Source organism: Rhodanobacter terrae (assembly GCF_042657005.1).
Lineage (GTDB): Bacteria > Pseudomonadota > Gammaproteobacteria > Xanthomonadales > Rhodanobacteraceae > Rhodanobacter > Rhodanobacter terrae.
In genome coordinates, this window is the sequence record NZ_JBHSNG010000007.1 from 22,981 (window position 1) to 37,488 (window position 14,508).

15 protein-coding genes are annotated in these 14,508 nt (G+C 65.0%); 10 read left to right on the forward strand and 5 right to left on the reverse strand.

The features are described from left to right. The first annotated feature begins 2 nt into the window (after window positions 1-2). Entirely contained in the window at window positions 3-344 is a 342-nt protein-coding gene (nirD, locus tag ACFPPB_RS08620; RefSeq protein WP_377326345.1) for a nitrite reductase small subunit NirD, read from the forward strand. 53 nt (window positions 345-397) lie between these two features. Here nirD and ACFPPB_RS08625 read toward each other — a convergent pair whose 3' ends face one another. Next, the gene (locus ACFPPB_RS08625; protein WP_377326347.1) at window positions 398-676 is read right to left on the reverse strand and encodes a ribbon-helix-helix protein, CopG family; all 279 of its coding nucleotides are present in this window, start codon (window positions 674-676) and stop codon (window positions 398-400) included. Between the two features lie 87 nt (window positions 677-763). Next, window positions 764-1,630 carry a hypothetical protein gene (locus tag ACFPPB_RS08630; protein ID WP_377326349.1) on the reverse strand — a complete coding sequence of 289 codons (867 nt, stop codon included), beginning with the start codon at window positions 1,628-1,630 and terminating at the stop codon, window positions 764-766. Window positions 1,631-1,860: 230 nt separating this feature from the next. On the opposite strand from ACFPPB_RS08630, the gene hyfB reads away from it, so the two are divergent. From hyfB to ACFPPB_RS08665, 7 genes are read left to right on the forward strand one after another with little or no spacing between them, the layout of a single operon-like run. After that, the gene (gene hyfB / locus ACFPPB_RS08635) at window positions 1,861-3,873 is read left to right on the forward strand and encodes a hydrogenase 4 subunit B (protein ID WP_377326351.1); all 2,013 of its coding nucleotides are present in this window, start codon (window positions 1,861-1,863) and stop codon (window positions 3,871-3,873) included. Next, window positions 3,870-4,823, forward strand: a complete 954-nt coding sequence (locus ACFPPB_RS08640; protein WP_377326353.1) for a respiratory chain complex I subunit 1 family protein — start codon at window positions 3,870-3,872, stop codon at window positions 4,821-4,823. Before hyfB ends, ACFPPB_RS08640 begins: the two co-directional genes overlap by 4 nt. Window positions 4,824-4,826: 3 nt before the next feature. Then, window positions 4,827-5,492: a formate hydrogenlyase gene (locus ACFPPB_RS08645; protein ID WP_377326355.1), complete on the forward strand. Its 666-nt coding sequence runs from the start codon at window positions 4,827-4,829 to the stop codon at window positions 5,490-5,492. A gap of 1 nt (window position 5,493) precedes the next feature. Beyond that, the gene (locus ACFPPB_RS08650; protein ID WP_377326357.1) at window positions 5,494-6,945 is read left to right on the forward strand and encodes a hydrogenase 4 subunit F; all 1,452 of its coding nucleotides are present in this window, start codon (window positions 5,494-5,496) and stop codon (window positions 6,943-6,945) included. Continuing rightward, complete coding sequence (locus ACFPPB_RS08655) at window positions 6,942-8,495, forward strand: hydrogenase large subunit (RefSeq protein ID WP_377326359.1); 1,554 nt, start codon at window positions 6,942-6,944, stop codon at window positions 8,493-8,495. Before ACFPPB_RS08650 ends, ACFPPB_RS08655 begins: the two co-directional genes overlap by 4 nt. 6 nt (window positions 8,496-8,501) lie before the next feature. Continuing rightward, window positions 8,502-9,020, forward strand: coding sequence for an NADH-quinone oxidoreductase subunit B family protein (locus ACFPPB_RS08660; protein WP_377326361.1), 519 nt, complete (start codon window positions 8,502-8,504; stop codon window positions 9,018-9,020). 40 nt (window positions 9,021-9,060) lie between these two features. After that, the gene (locus ACFPPB_RS08665) at window positions 9,061-9,414 is read left to right on the forward strand and encodes a YkgJ family cysteine cluster protein (protein WP_377326363.1); all 354 of its coding nucleotides are present in this window, start codon (window positions 9,061-9,063) and stop codon (window positions 9,412-9,414) included. A 333-nt stretch (window positions 9,415-9,747) separates the two neighbouring features. On the opposite strand, the gene ACFPPB_RS08670 is transcribed toward ACFPPB_RS08665, so the two are convergent. Continuing rightward, window positions 9,748-10,323, reverse strand: coding sequence for a phosphatase PAP2 family protein (locus ACFPPB_RS08670; protein ID WP_377326365.1), 576 nt, complete (start codon window positions 10,321-10,323; stop codon window positions 9,748-9,750). Next, window positions 10,292-11,452, reverse strand: coding sequence for a glycosyltransferase family 4 protein (locus tag ACFPPB_RS08675; RefSeq protein WP_377326367.1), 1,161 nt, complete (start codon window positions 11,450-11,452; stop codon window positions 10,292-10,294). Before ACFPPB_RS08675 ends, ACFPPB_RS08670 begins: the two co-directional genes overlap by 32 nt. Before the next feature lie 324 nt (window positions 11,453-11,776). On the opposite strand from ACFPPB_RS08675, the gene ACFPPB_RS08680 reads away from it, so the two are divergent. After that, the gene (locus ACFPPB_RS08680) at window positions 11,777-12,211 is read left to right on the forward strand and encodes a DUF4399 domain-containing protein (RefSeq protein WP_377326369.1); all 435 of its coding nucleotides are present in this window, start codon (window positions 11,777-11,779) and stop codon (window positions 12,209-12,211) included. Window positions 12,212-12,242: 31 nt separating this feature from the next. Here ACFPPB_RS08680 and ACFPPB_RS08685 read toward each other — a convergent pair whose 3' ends face one another. After that, window positions 12,243-13,058, reverse strand: a complete 816-nt coding sequence (locus tag ACFPPB_RS08685; protein WP_377326371.1) for a transporter — start codon at window positions 13,056-13,058, stop codon at window positions 12,243-12,245. Window positions 13,059-13,086: 28 nt separating this feature from the next. Here ACFPPB_RS08685 and gltX point away from each other — a divergent pair, with 28 nt between their 5' ends. Then, window positions 13,087-14,487, forward strand: a complete 1,401-nt coding sequence (gene gltX, locus ACFPPB_RS08690; protein WP_377326373.1) for a glutamate--tRNA ligase — start codon at window positions 13,087-13,089, stop codon at window positions 14,485-14,487. Window positions 14,488-14,508: the final 21 nt, after the last annotated feature.

Sequence of the window (14,508 nt, forward strand, 5' to 3'; positions counted from 1 at the left end):
GCATGAGTTACGGTGCAGCGAAGCAAGGCTGGGTGCGGGTATGCTCGCTCGCGGACATCGTGCCCGACACCGGAGTGTGTGCGCTTGTCCACGGCGAGCAGGTGGCGGTGTTCCGGATCGGCCAGCGCGACCTCTACGCGATCGACAACTTCGATCCCATTGCAAATGCAGCGGTACTTTCGCGCGGGCTGATCGGCAGCCTGGGTGAGCGCGTCGTGGTTGCTTCGCCGATCCACAAACAGCATTTCGACCTGCGCAGCGGCGAATGCATCGAGGCGCCCGAGCACTCCGTGCGCGCCTGGTCGGTGCAATTGGGCGACGGCGACCAGGTGTTGATTCGGTGAACCTGACCCGCCCGGATCTTGCGGTGGTGAAGATCGGCGCGGGGCCGGCCAAATCAGCGTGGGCGGCTCTGGGTGGTTCCCGGTGCCGCCTTTTCTTCGGGGTCGTCCTCCGGATGCCACGGACGTCCCAGCCTGCGTTCGATGTATTCACGGATCAGCCGGCGTACGACCTGCGACGACGTCGCATCTTCTCCGGCGCACAAGCGTTCGAATACCGCCTTCTTCCTGGGGTCGATCAGGATGGTCAGGCGGGCGGTCCGGCTTTCTATGGGCATGCGTTTGGATTCAATTTTCACTGGAAGCGACTTCCACGGTTGGAAAAGACCATTCATGTGCGCAGGCTTTCCTTCGCCGCTCTTGAACGGGCGATAAAAGTCCGCGTCGAAGGGAGAAAGTATCGGACATCATGTTCGTCACCCTCAGCGGCGCTTGCGCGACTCCAGGCTTGAGTGCGGGTTCACCAGTTTGGAGGCTACGGCGTCGAAGATGGGATTGGCGTGGCTGGGCACTTCAAGGTAGCGGCTGATCGCGGCCGCGGCCAGGTTGGCGATTTCCAGCGGTAGCGGAAGCCTGGGCTCCGACCAGAGCCGCAATTCGAAGTCGGCGAGGCTGGAACTGTCGCCTAGACGGTCCCGTGTGTCCTTGAAGGCCTCGAGCAGGTTTTTGCCCTGATCCTTCTCGCGGGGAGCCGCGATCAGGACGCCGCGTGCGCGTTCACGGGCATCCTTCAAAAACATTTCATAGGCTGACAGGCACCCGGAAAGGGATCGCCGATACAGGGCAGGCTCAGGCGCCACGCTTTTTTCGCGATCGGGTTCCACCACCGCGGCGATGAAGCGCACCGGCAGCCGTGTGATCAAGGTCGCCAGCGTGCTCTCCTCGGCGCTCGCGTCACGGCTGAAAGGGAGGCTCAACTGGGGCGCCACATCCTGTACCCAGGATCGGGCAACCGGTGTCGCTCCGGTCGAGAACATTTCCGTACGCAACGCGACCAGCGCCGTACAGCTGCTGGTGAGACGTGACCACGCATCCGGCAGCGTCGGCCAGAACAGAACCTGCACGAACGCCTTCGCCAACGTGGCCTTGTGATGAGCGGCATGCTCGCCGAGAAAGGCGATCTGTTCGGGACTCAGGGCCGTCGCCGCCGTCCTGGCCGACGCAAGGGGTTTTTTTACCGTGCGCTTGGCGACGCTGGAGCCGCGAGCGCCGGTTGCGCCGAACTCCGCCAGGGCGGCCTTCGCGGGCTGTTTCTTGCCCGCTTCCACCATCTTATCGAGTGTGGTCATGGGCTTTCGCCTCCGAAGGGCTCACTTCTTTGTTGGTGAAGCCCGTCGGGCCACCACGGCTGGCCCGATTTGCGGCACGACTTTCTAGTGACATTCGAGTTCCATCAGTCTTACACTGAAGATGTTTCCAATGGTAATCACATTATCATGAATGACACACCTGCCGGTCTTTCGTCAGCTCCCGCTATTTCGGTCGGCGCGGTGGCGGGCGAAGTGGTGGAGCGCCGGGGGTGAACCTGTTTTTCGTTCTTTCACATATGACGGTCCTGCTCGGCCTGGTGGCTGTGTGGCTGGTGCTGGGCCTCGCGGGGTTGGTGCGCTCGCACCGTATGGCCTGGGTGGCATACACCTTGTTCCCGCTGGGCGCACTGGTTGCCCTGGGCATCGCCGCGGTGGGTTTTTCCGCCCTCACCGACGGCTTCGTGGTGGAGCAGGTGGTCCTGCCGCTCGGATTGCCGGACTTGCCGTTCCACGTCCGGCTCGATGCGCTCTCCGGCTTTTTCCTGTTGCTGCTAGGCAGCGTCGGCGCCGGCATTTCGGTGTTCGCGGCCGGCTATTTCCGCGCGGGCGAAGGGACCTCGCCGGGCCTGCTGTGCCTGCAATACCACACGTTTCTGGCCAGCATGGCGATGGTCATCCTGGCCGACGACGCCTACCTGTTCATGGTGGCCTGGGAGACGATGGCGCTCAGCTCGTATTTCCTGGTGACCACGCAGCACCGCATCCCCGAGATCCAGCGGGCCGGCTTTCTGTATCTGCTGATGGCGCACGTGGGGGCGCTGGCGCTGCTGCTGTGCTTCGGCGTGTTGCAAGGCGGCAGCTGGCTGATGACGTTCGATGCGATGCGCGGCGCCACGCTTTCCCCGGTGTGGGCCGGCGTGGCGTTCGGGCTGGCGTTGTTCGGTTTCGGCGCCAAGGCGGGGCTGGTGCCTTTGCACGTATGGCTGCCGGAAGCGCATCCGGCCGCGCCATCGCCGGTGTCCGCCATGATGAGCGGCCTGATGCTGAAGGTGGCGATCTATGGCCTGCTGCGCATCAGTTTCGATCTGCTCCACGGCGGCCCGTGGTGGTGGGGCATGCTGACCCTGGTGCTGGGGTTGGGCACGGCGCTGTTCGGCGCGGTGTTCGCCGCCGTGCAGACCGACATGAAGCGGCTGCTTGCCTATTCCTCGATCGAGAACATTGGCTTGATCGCCGCCGCCATCGGCCTGGCCTTGTTGAGCTATGCATTCGGTATGCGTCTGCTGGCGGCGCTGGCGCTGGCGGCGGCATTGCTGCATGCATTGAATCACGCGCTGTTCAAGAGCCTGCTCTTTCTCGCCACCGGCTCCGTGCTGCACGCCACCCATGAGCGCAGCCTGGGCAAATTGGGCGGCCTGATCCGCCGGATGCCCTGGGTCGCCACCCTGGCCTTGATCGGCACCCTGGCACTCGCCGGGTTGCCGCCGCTCAACGGTTTCGTGTCCGAGTGGCTGCTGCTGCAGGCGTTCTTGTCGACACCGTCCATTCCGCACGCGTTCGTCAACATGATCGTGCCGGTAGGAGCCGCCGTGGTGGCGTTGACCGCCGCGCTGGCCGGCTACGTGATGGTCAAGTTCTACGGCGTGATCTTTCTGGGCCAGCCGCGCGAACCGTCGTTGATGCAGGCGCACGATGCCGGCTGGCTCGAACGGCTGGGGCTGGCCTGGCTGGCGTTGGGCTGCATCCTGATCGGCGTGTTTCCGCAAGTCGCGCTGAATGCCATTGCCGCCGTGACGCAGGTGCTGGTGGGTACGGTGATCCGGCGCGGGCCGGCGCTGTGGTGGATCGCCCCGGTGGCGCGGGCGCAGGCTTCCTACAGCGGCCTGTGGCTGCTGCTCGGCATGGCCGGCACGATCGCGGTGATGTTCGTGCTGGTGCGGCGGATGTATCACGGCCGTGTGCGCCGCACGCCGCCGTGGAATTGCGGCTACCCCGCGCTGACTCCGCGCATGCAGGACACCGCCGAAGGGTTCGGCCAGCCGATCCGGCACATGTTCGGGCCGTTCTTTCGCATCGAGCGCGAACTGCCTGCGCCGGACGACCGCGCCCCGCGCTACCGCATCCAGATCGACGACCGATGCTGGCACGGGCTTTATCTGCCGCTGGCCCGCGCCGTCGGCTGGCTGGCCGATGCGGTCTCCGTGCTGCAGCGTGGCCGTCTGGCCGTCTATTTGATGTACAGCTTTCTTACCTTGCTGGTCTTGCTGGTATTCGTCCTGTGAATGCGCTCGCGATCTTCAGCCAGTTGGGTGGCGCGGCGCTTGCCGTTGCGCTGGCGCCCGTGCTGGCGGGCTGGGTCGCGCAATGCCGGGCCTGGCTGCAGAATCGGTCGGCACCTCCTTTGCTGCAGCCCTATCGCACCTTGCGCAAGTTGTTCCGCAAGGACGCGGCACTGGCCACGTACGCCTCGCCCTTGTTCCGCGCCACGCCCTACGTCGTGTTCGGCACGATGGCCATGGCGGCGGCGATCATTCCTTCGGTGACCACGGACCTGCCGATGGCGCGCGTGGCCGATGCAATCGCCCTGGTCGGCCTGTTTGCGACGGCGCGCGTGTTCATGGCGCTGGCGGCGATGGATATCGGCACGGTGTTCGGCAGCATGGGCGCGCGGCGCGAGATGATGATCGGCTTTCTCGCCGAGCCGGCGTTGCTGATGGTGCTTTTCAACGCCTTCCTGATGTTCGGCAGCACGGCGCTGCCGACGGTGGTGGAAGGTACCTTGAACGCCAGGGGGCTGGCGCTGCACCCGAGTCTGGCCTTCGCCGGTGTGGCTTTCGTGATGGTGATGCTGGCGGAGAACGGCCGCATCCCGATCGACAATCCGGCGACGCATCTCGAAGTGACCATGATCCACGAGGCGATGCTGCTCGAATATTCGGCGCGTCACCTGGCACTCATGGAATGGGCGTCCTGGCTGAAGCTGTTCAATTACGCCTGCATCGGCTTCGCGCTGTTTGTGCCGTGGGGTATCGCGCTGCATGCGAACGGGCCGCTGGCGTTGCTGTTCGCCGTTGCATGGCTGGTGCTCAAGCTGGTCGTCGCCGGCGCGGTGCTGGCGGTGATCGAGACGGTTTCCGCCAAGTTGCGCATCTTCCGCGCGCCGGAATTCCTGAGCATGGCGTTCCTGCTGGCCGTGCTGGGACTGCTCGTCCATCTGCTGTTGCAGTCCTGAATCATGCCTACGCTGACTCTCGCCAATCAGTTCCTGCACGTCCTCGCCGCCGGCCTGCTGATGATCTCGTTCGGCATGTTGGCGCAGCGGCGCACGCGCCGACTCATCGTGCTGCTGGCGTGGCAGGGCGCGGTGCTGACCGCATCGACGCTGCTGGTGGCGATCAGTGCGCATCTGCCGGACCTGTATTACTCCGCCGCGCTGACCCTGGTGGAAAAGGTCTGGCTGATGCCGTGGATCCTGATGCGGCTCATGCGCCGCCTGGGTATCGAGGGCGACAGCGATCCGCTGGTGAACATTCCGACCCTGATGCTGGTGGGGCTGGGCCTGGTGATTTTCGCGTTCGGGCTGGCCCAGCCGATCAGTTCGCTGGCCACCACGGTGACCCGCCAGACCCTGGGCATCGCCATGGCGGTCATACTACTGGCCTTCCTGATGATGATCGCCCGGCACAAGGCGGTCACCCAGGTGATCGGTTTCCTGGCGATGGAAAACGGCTTGTTCTTCGCCGCCACCAGCACGACCTATGGCATGCCGATGGTGATCGAACTGGGCATCGCGCTGGACCTGCTGATCGGCGTGTTCATTTTCGGCATCTTCTTCTTCCAGATCCGCGAGCAGTTCGACAGCCTCGATCTGCATCAGCTCGAAGCACTCAAGGAGGACTGACGTGGAGCTCGTGCTGGTACTGGCTATCCCGGCGGTTGGCGCCATCCTGCTGGCGCTCGTCGGCGCGCAGCAGCGCGCCGCGGAACTCAATGTCGTCATCAGCTTCGCCACGCTGATCGCCGCCGCCGCCCTGGTCCTGCGTATCATCGGCGCAGGGCCGATGACGGTGGCCCGCGAGCAGTTCTTCGTCGACCCGTTCAATGTGTTCCTGATCGCGCTGACCGCGCTGGTGGGTTTCACCACGGCGGTGTTCTCGCGGCCGTACATGCGCATCGAGGAGGATCACGGCCGCCTCAACGCGCGCCGCCTGCGGCTGTATCACAGCATGTACCAGCTGTTCATGACCGCGATGCTGGTGGCGCTGTCGACCAACAACATGGGGCTGCTGTGGGTCGCGATGGAAGCGGCGACGCTGTCGACCGTGCTGCTGGTGTCGCTGTACCGCACCCGCGCCAGCATCGAGGCGGCGTGGAAGTACTTCATCCTGTGCGGCGTCGGTATCGCACTGGCCTTGTTCGGCACCATCCTGCTGTATTTCGCGGCCGAGCATGTGCTGGGCGGGGCGGGGATGAGCGCCCTGCTGTGGACGCATCTCAATGCCGTGAAGGGGCAGCTCGATCCCACCGTGATCGGACTGGCTTTCGTGTTTCTGCTGGTCGGCTACGGCACCAAGGTGGGTCTCGCGCCCTTGCACAACTGGCTGCCCGATGCCCATGCCGAGGGCCCCACGCCGGTTTCGGCTGTGTTGTCGGGGCTGCTGCTCAACGTGGCGATGTACGCAGTGGTTCGCTGCAAGATTCTCGCCCTGGGCGCGATGCATTCGGCGGTGCCCGGACGCATGCTGATGGGTTTCGGCCTGTTCTCCACGTTGCTGGCCGCGTTTTTCCTGTGGCGCCAGCGCGACATCAAGCGTCTGTTCGGCTATTCCTCTATCGAGCACATGGGCATCATCACGTTCGCGTTCGGCATGGGCGGTCCGCTGGCGAACTTCGCGGCGCTACTCCACATGACCGTGCACTCGCTGACCAAGTCGGCGATCTTTTTCGCCGCCGGCCACGCCTCGCAGATCGCGGGCACGCAGCGTATCGCGGGCATTCGCGGTCTGCTGGTGGTCAGCCCCAGCGTGGGCTGGGGGCTGATGCTGGGATCGCTGGCGATACTCGGCATGCCACCGTTCGGCGTGTTCACCAGCGAGTACCTTATCCTGACCACGGCGATGCGCGATTATCCATGGGCCACGCCGGTCCTGCTGGCCGCCCTGGGTGTGGCGTTCGCCGCGATCTTCGGCCACCTGCAGCCGATGGTGTTCGGCGAGACCGACGCGCGGCCGCTGCCTCATTCGCCTGCGCTGGTGCCGGTGTTCGTCCATCTGTCGATCGTGCTGATGCTCGGCGTGTACATGCCACCCGCACTCGCCGAATGGTATCGCGTGGCGGCACACCTGATCGGATGAATCATATGTGGCCGGACTTCCTCGACTCTGAAAGCGTGGCGCTGCGTTCCAACGCGGCGGTCTGCCGCGTGCTGGCCGACGCCAGCCGCTGGACCGGCGCGGCTGACGCGCTGCACGAGGCGGGCGCCAGCCTGCTGTCGTTATGGGGCAGCGACGATCGCGATGTCGACCGGTGCTTTCGCATCCGCGCGGCCTACCTGTTGCCCGATCGCGTTGTCGTGATCGAACACGCGATGCCCGCCGAGAGTGCGATATACCCCTCCCTGACACCGGCTTTCCCGGTGGCCGACCGCATGCAGCGTGCGGTCCACGACCTGCTCGGCATCCGTGCCGAAGGCGGCGACGCGCGTCCATGGTTGCGCCATGGCGGCTGGCCGGACGACGTGTTTCCTCTGCGCCGTGACGTCGGTTCGGTGCAGACCTATCCGCTAGTCAGCGCACCGTATCCATTCGTGCCGGTCACCGGCGAAGGCGTACACGTGGTGGCGGTGGGACCCGTCCATGCGGGCGCCATCGAGCCGGGGCGTTTCCATGTCTCTGTGGTGGGCGAGAAGGTGCTTCGCCTGGAGGAACGTCTGGGCTACACGCACAAAGGTGTCGCCAAGCGTTTTGAGAGCTTCGGCCAACACGACGGCCATCGCCTGGCGGCACGGCTCAGCGGGGATTCGACGGTAGCCTTCGGCTGGGCTTATTGCGCCGCGCTCGAATCCATCACTGCCACCAGCTTGTCGCCGCGTGCCGCTGCGTTGCGCGCCCTGGCGCTGGAACGCGAACGCATCGCCAATCATCTGGGCGATCTCGGCGCGATCGGCAACGACGCCGGCTTCGGTTTCGGGCTGACGCAGTTCTCGAGCTTGAAGGAGCAACTGCTGCGCCACAACGAGGAAGTGTTCGGCCAGCGTTACCTGTTCGATTTCGTGGTGCCCGGGGGAGTGGCCTGCGATCTGTCGGTGCGGGCGATACCGGTCCTGCTCGACGAAATCGCGATGCTCGAACGGGCCGTGCATGAACTGCGTTCCATCTACGCCAATCACGAAGGCCTGCAGGATCGTTTTCTCGGTGCCGGCCGGCTGACGCCCGAGCAGGCCCGGGCACTGGGAGCCATCGGCCTGGCCGCGCGCGCATCGGGCATCGCTCGCGATCTTCGCGTCGACCAGCCATGGGCGCCTTACGGCAAGTTGGCGCCCGTGCTGGCGACGCGCGCGGAAGGGGATGTGGCGGCGCGCGTGCAGGTGCGTTTCGACGAAACGCTGGAGTCGCTGCGGCTGTGCCGGCAATTGCTGGACACGCTGCCGCATGGCGACCTCTGCGTTGCAGTTCCGCCGGCGCCGGCCGGCCAGCTGGGACTCGGTCTGATCGAAGGGTGGCGCGGCCCGGTGATGGTGGCGTTGGAAGCCGGTCCGCAAGGCCGTATCCGGCGATGCCATCCACATGATCCTTCGTGGCAGAACTGGCCGCTGATCGAGGTCGCGCTTCTGGGCAATATCGTTCCCGACTTCCCTCTCATCAACAAGTCATTCAATCTCTCCTACAGCGGACACGACGGGTAAGCGGGCATGTTCGATATCCTTTCACGCATCCGCCGCGTCGGCAGTTTGAGCGAGCCTCTGCCGGCGCCTGACTCGGACACTGAGCTGACCGCCATCCAGCGCGAACTGCACGACGTGTTCGGACGTGCCTTGTGTATACGCCATGTCGACGCCGGCTCCTGCAATGGCTGCGAACTCGAGATCCACGCGCTGAGCAATCCGTACTACAACCTCGAAGGCGCAGGCATCCGGTTCGTCGCCAGCCCCCGGCATGCCGATCTATTGCTGGTCACCGGGCCGGTGTCGGTCAACATGGAAGAAGCGCTCAGGCAGACCTATGAAGCGATGCCTGACCCCAAGTGGGTGCTCGCGGTGGGGGACTGCGGGGCGTGTGGTGGGATATTCAATGCCAACTATGCCGTGCGCGGTCAGATCAGCGATGTGATTCCCGTCGATGCCGTGGTCAACGGATGCCCGCCCGGTCCGCTGGCCATCCTGCGTGGTCTCGTGCACATCACCCGGAACCTCGATCGCCCGCGTCCCTAGGGATGCGCCACCGTTTCCGGCTCGAACGTACGGAAGTGCCATGACTCGCAACGACCGTAAAATCGACGAATTGCGCCGGCGCATCCCGTCTTTCACCTGCATCGCCGGTTGTCACGACTGCTGCGGACCGGTGACGGCGTCGCCGGAAGAAATGGCGAGGCTGCCTGTCAAGACCGAGGCCGAACACGCGAGCGCGCTGGCCGAGCTGAGCTGTCCGCACCTGGGGCGGCATGGTTGTGAGGTCTACGGGGAACGTCCTCTTATCTGCCGCCTCTTCGGGACGACGCCACGTTTGCCGTGCCCGAATGGCCGGCGGCCGGTGTACATGATCGACACAAAGACAGAGCAAGAGATTCATCGGTTTCATGCGCGCACCAGACAAGTGCTCGTCTGACGTTCGAGACTGAAGCCAGTCGAGGTTCCCGTGGCCAGGTATCGAGAGGTTGCAGGTAGGCGGCGTGCAATGGGAACGCGATCCCGGCTTTTATCCACAGCGGTTGTGCACGTGTCCGATGAAAGCCTGTGGACAACGTCGCTGAGACCTTTTGTCGACAGGTACTTGGCACGGCGTGCCGACATTTTGCGCAGTGCTCGCCGGTTCGGCGCGAAGTAATCCACAGCGATTGTGGAACGTCGGCGGTAAAGCCTGTGGACAACTAGGCTATCTGTCTGACCGCAAAGGCGCTCGTGACGGCTTGCGCGAATGGTGCCCAGTGACTGCGCCGGTTCATGCGAGCCTGGTCGCCAGCGACAGCAGCCACAGCGACGAAACGCCCAGCCCGCTGCCGATGAGGATCGCGGCGAGCACATCGCTGGGATAATGCAGTCCCAGAACCACCCGCGAGGCGGCCACCAGGGTGGTGAAGCCGAGCAGCAACGGTGCGAGTTGCGGATACCATGCGAGCGCGACGATGGTGAAGCCCACCGCCTGCAGGGTGTGCCCCGACGGAAAGCTGAACTCGTCCAGCGCCGGCACATGGGCGACCACGCCGGGGCAGGCCCGGAACGGACGCGGTCGGTGGGTCCAATGCTTCAGCCTGCGATACAGCATCAGCGCGACGAGTCCGGTGACGGCCATGTGCGCGGCCGCGGCAAGTCCGCGCCGACCGCCTACGACCGCCAGCACGGCCATCAGTGCATACCAGAACACGCCGTCGCCGAGCCGGCTGATCGCGCCGAAGAACGAGCCCACGGCGCGGCGCGCGCCCCAGCGGTTCGCCGCCAGGCAGACGCGGCGGTCCAGCGCGAGACGTGGCGAACCGATCGACAGCTCAGGCGTGTGCAGCGGTGGCAAGGTGTTCATGATGATTCTCCTCGGCCATTTCGCGCAGCAGGATTTCGAAATCGCGTATCACTGCGTCGGGAGAGAGCCCGGCAACACCGATGTGGGCGGCACGACCCATGTGCCGGATCAGGCCGGGGTTGCTGGCCAGCCGGGTGGCTGCGCCGATGAAGGCCGCTGCGTTGCCCGCCTCGATGCAGTACCCGTTGACGCCGTCGATCAGGTGTTCGCGCGCGGCACCTTCGGCATACGCCACTACCGGCAGGCCGGCGGCCAGCGCTTCGAGGATCACGTTGCCGAAGGTTTCGCTGAGGCTGGGGAACGGAAACAGGTCGGCGCTGGCGTAGTGTCGCGCCAGGGCTTCGTCGCGCTGCGTGCCGGCAAAGATGAAGTCCGGGTTGGCAGCTTCCAGTGCGGCGCGTGCGGGGCCATCGCCGACCCAGACGTAACGTGCCTTGGGCATACGCTGCTGGATCGCGCGGAACGCCTGCACCGCCAGTTCGAGGTTCTTTTCCGGTGCGATACGTCCTACGTACAGCACCACCGGAGTGGCCGCGTCGACGCCCCAGGCGCTGCGCAGATCGTCATCGCGCCGGTTCGGATGAAACAGTTGCGTGTCTACCGCACGGCGCAGCAGGCGAGCGTTGCAGATACCCATGGCGTGCAGCTCGCGTGCGAGGGCGTCGGTCGGCACCAGGGTGGCGGCGGCGCGCTGGTGAAAACGGCGCAGATAGCCGCGCACCAGCGGCGTGAGCAGGCCCAGGCCGTAATGATCGGCGTAGCTGTCGAAACGGGTATGGAAGCCGCTGCTGACCGGAATGCCCAGTCTGGCCGCCGTACGCACGGCCGACCAGCCCAGCGGCCCCTCGGTGGCGACATAGATCGCATCGGGACGCTGCTGCCGCCAGTGCTGACGCAGCGTGCGGCCGGCGGGAAGGCCGAAACGCAGGCCGGGATAGCGGGGCAGCGCGCCGCCGCGCACGCTGAGCACCTCGATGCCTGGTTCGTCCTGGTGTGGCTGCGGCTGGCGCGGCCGGATCAGATCCACCTGATGGCCGCGGGCGGCCAGACCGGTGGCGAGGCTGTGCACCGTCAGTGCGACACCGTTGATTTCCGGAGGATAGGTTTCGCTGATGATGCCGATGCGCATGACGATACCTGTGCTGGCTTGGCACAGGTTCGGCCGTTGGCGTTGCGCCGGTGTGGCGAGTGGATGACGTCGCGGTGACGATGTCACCCGTTCCGGGTGCCCTGATTTGGTTCGTCATCCCGGAATCGCGAAGCGATATCCGGGACCCGGCGCCTTTGCGCGGCGATGTGTCATGCGAAAGACAGGGCATTTCCGCCTGATCAGCCATGCGATTGTCAAAGACCGCGGGAAATGACGAAAACAGAGGGTGATCAGGCCTTTCCATCAGTGTGCAGTCCGCGCAGGCCGGCTTACACTGGTCTTACGTCAACGTGGAGAGCAACGATGAAACGTACCCTGCTTGCGCTTGTCCTGACGGGGCTGGTCGGCAATGCGACGGCTGCCGAAGCTCCGGCCCTGCCGACGACCAAGGCCCCCGGCGACGCGGCGGTCTACATCATCTCGCCCAGCGACGGCGCCAGCGTGGGCCGGCAGTTCACCGTACGTTTCGGTCTCAAGGGCATGGGCTTGGCGCCCGCCGGCGTCGCCAAGGAACATACGGGCCACCACCATCTTCTGGTCGACGTGAAGAAGCTGCCGCCCGCCGGCCAGCCGATTCCGAAGGACGACAACCAGCTTCACTTCGGCGGTGGCCAGACCGAAACCACGTTGGACCTGAAACCCGGCACGCATACGTTGCAGCTGGAACTCGGCGACGAGAACCATGTGCCGTTCGATCCGCCGCTGGTGTCGAAGAAGATCACCATTCACGTCAAGTGAGCTTCGGGCGCCGCCGGCCAGCCGGTTGCTGTCAGCGTCCGAAGTAGACGGAAACGCCGAGATTGGTTTGCCATTCGGGCGCTGCTCCATCCAGCCGGTGATCAAAGCCGGCATCGAATTGCACACGAGGAGTGATCATCCATGCCAGCCCCGCACCGGCCAAAGTGCCGCTGCCCTGATCCGGCGCGTGCAGCCACGCGGTTTCGGCATACAGCGTCAGTGTCTTGCTCAGCGCATAGTTGTCGCTGACCGCAAGGAGGCTGCTGTCGGCGCCGCCGCTGCGCACGTCCTGGAGATAAAGGCCCAGCGAGTGGTGCTCGCTCGCCTGCAGGTTGAACTGCGCCCCAAGCAGGTATTGCCGCCTGGTGCTGCGGAATGCTTTCGCACCGTCGGTGAATTCCACGCTGCCCAGCAAGCCCCAGCTGAAGGCCTGGTTCGAGGACGGCAGCGCCAGCTTCATTCCCAGCACAGTGTCGCCACGGCCCTGGCTGCGAAGGTCACTGCCGGCGCCGCTCTGTCGCAGCGAGTTCCACGACGCGCCGCCCAACTGCAGTTCCAGAGGGCCGCCGACACCGATGCGCAGCAGGCTGTCGGCGCTGTATTGCGAACTGGTGATGCCGTCCTGCCGATCGCGATTCCAGTCCGGCAGTCCTTGTTCGACGGTGATGTCGCCGAGGCCAAGCACGGCCGGCGTGAATCCATAGCCGGGGCGGTCGTAGCCCGGGTTGTCGGCCAGCGCAGGCAGGGCAACGCCCAGCATGAGCGTGGCGAAGATCACCCGGCGCATGTTTCGGCGCGCATGCAGGTCGCGGCAGAGGTTTGTGTCCCGGTATCGGCTAAAATCCATCGATTCGCTTCGCATTCTTTGAGTTCCCATGACCGTCCGTACCCGCTTTGCCCCCAGCCCTACCGGTTTCCTGCACATCGGCGGTGCGCGCACCGCACTGTACTGCTGGCTTGAATCGCGACGCCGCGGCGGCGAATTCATCCTGCGCATCGAGGATACCGACCGCGAGCGTTCGACCGACGAGGCGGTGAAGGCCATCATCGACGCCATGCACTGGCTCGGCCTCGATGCCGACGAGGGCCCGTTCTACCAGACCCAGCGGCTGCAGCGATATAAGCAGGTGGCCGATGAGCTGGTCGCCGCCGGCAAGGCCTATTACGCCTACGAGAGCAAGGAGGAGATCGAGGCGATGCGCGAGGCCGCGATGGCGAAGGGCGAGAAGCCGCGCTACAACGGCTACTACCGCGATCGCAACGAGCCCTTGCGCGACGATCCCGATCGCGTGATCCGTTTCCGCAATCCGAGCGAAGGCTCGGTGGTGTTCGACGACAAGGTGAAGGGCCGGATCGAATGGGCGAACGCCGAGCTGGACGATCTGGTGATCTTCCGCTCCGATGGCTGGCCGACCTACAACTTCGCGGTGGTGGTCGACGACATCGACATGGGCATCACCGAGGTGATCCGCGGCGACGACCACGTCAACAACACGCCGCGGCAGATCAACATCTACCACGCGCTGGGTGCCAAGGTGCCGGAATTCGCGCACCTGCCGATGATCCTGGACAAGGAAGGCAAGAAGCTGTCCAAGCGCACCAGCGCAGTCAGCGTGATGGACTACCGCGCCGACGGCTTCGTGCCGCACGCGCTGCTGAATTATCTGGTCCGGCTGGGCTGGTCGCATGGCGACCAGGAGATCTTCTCGCGCGAGCAGATGATCGCGCTGTTCGACATCAGCGACGTGAACAAGGCGGCTTCGCGCTTCGATACCGAGAAGCTGGCGTGGCTCAACCAGCATTATCTGAAGACCGACGAGCCGCAGTCGCTGGCGGCGGAATTCGAATGGCATCTGGCACGTACAGGCATCGACACCACGCACGGCCCGGCCCCGGTCGACGTGATCGTGGCGCTGCGCGATCGCGTGCACACGCTGAAGGAAATGGCCGAGCGCGCGAAGATCTGGTACGGGCCGATCACCGAGTGGGACGACAAGGCGGTCGTCAAGCATTTGAAGAACGACAGTGCGGCGGCGGTGCTCGACGCGGCCAGATCGTTGCTGGCCGATTGCGAGTGGAAGCCCGAGGCCATCCATCGGGTGATCGAGCAGGTTGCCGCGAAGCTGGAACTCGGCATGGGCAAGATCGCCCAGCCGCTGCGGGTGGCGATGACCGGCACGCAGGTGTCGCCGTCCATCGAGCACACGATCTATCTGGCCGGTCGCGCCGAGGCGCTCAAGCGCATCGGCGACGCGGTCGCCATGGTGCAGGATTGATCGTCCCGTCATGTCGATGAC

Coding starts and splice junctions, on each gene's coding strand:
- nirD (WP_377326345.1), top strand. CDS start 3: ATGAGTTACGGTGCAGCGAAGCAAGGCTGGGTGCGGGTATGCTCGCTC.
- ACFPPB_RS08625 (WP_377326347.1), bottom strand. CDS start 676: ATGAATGGTCTTTTCCAACCGTGGAAGTCGCTTCCAGTGAAAATTGAA.
- ACFPPB_RS08630 (WP_377326349.1), bottom strand. CDS start 1,630: ATGACCACACTCGATAAGATGGTGGAAGCGGGCAAGAAACAGCCCGCG.
- ACFPPB_RS08645 (WP_377326355.1), top strand. CDS start 4,827: ATGCCTACGCTGACTCTCGCCAATCAGTTCCTGCACGTCCTCGCCGCC.
- ACFPPB_RS08655 (WP_377326359.1), top strand. CDS start 6,942: ATGAATCATATGTGGCCGGACTTCCTCGACTCTGAAAGCGTGGCGCTG.
- ACFPPB_RS08660 (WP_377326361.1), top strand. CDS start 8,502: ATGTTCGATATCCTTTCACGCATCCGCCGCGTCGGCAGTTTGAGCGAG.
- ACFPPB_RS08665 (WP_377326363.1), top strand. CDS start 9,061: ATGACTCGCAACGACCGTAAAATCGACGAATTGCGCCGGCGCATCCCG.
- ACFPPB_RS08670 (WP_377326365.1), bottom strand. CDS start 10,323: ATGAACACCTTGCCACCGCTGCACACGCCTGAGCTGTCGATCGGTTCG.
- ACFPPB_RS08675 (WP_377326367.1), bottom strand. CDS start 11,452: ATGCGCATCGGCATCATCAGCGAAACCTATCCTCCGGAAATCAACGGT.
- ACFPPB_RS08680 (WP_377326369.1), top strand. CDS start 11,777: ATGAAACGTACCCTGCTTGCGCTTGTCCTGACGGGGCTGGTCGGCAAT.
- ACFPPB_RS08685 (WP_377326371.1), bottom strand. CDS start 13,058: ATGGATTTTAGCCGATACCGGGACACAAACCTCTGCCGCGACCTGCAT.
- gltX (WP_377326373.1), top strand. CDS start 13,087: ATGACCGTCCGTACCCGCTTTGCCCCCAGCCCTACCGGTTTCCTGCAC.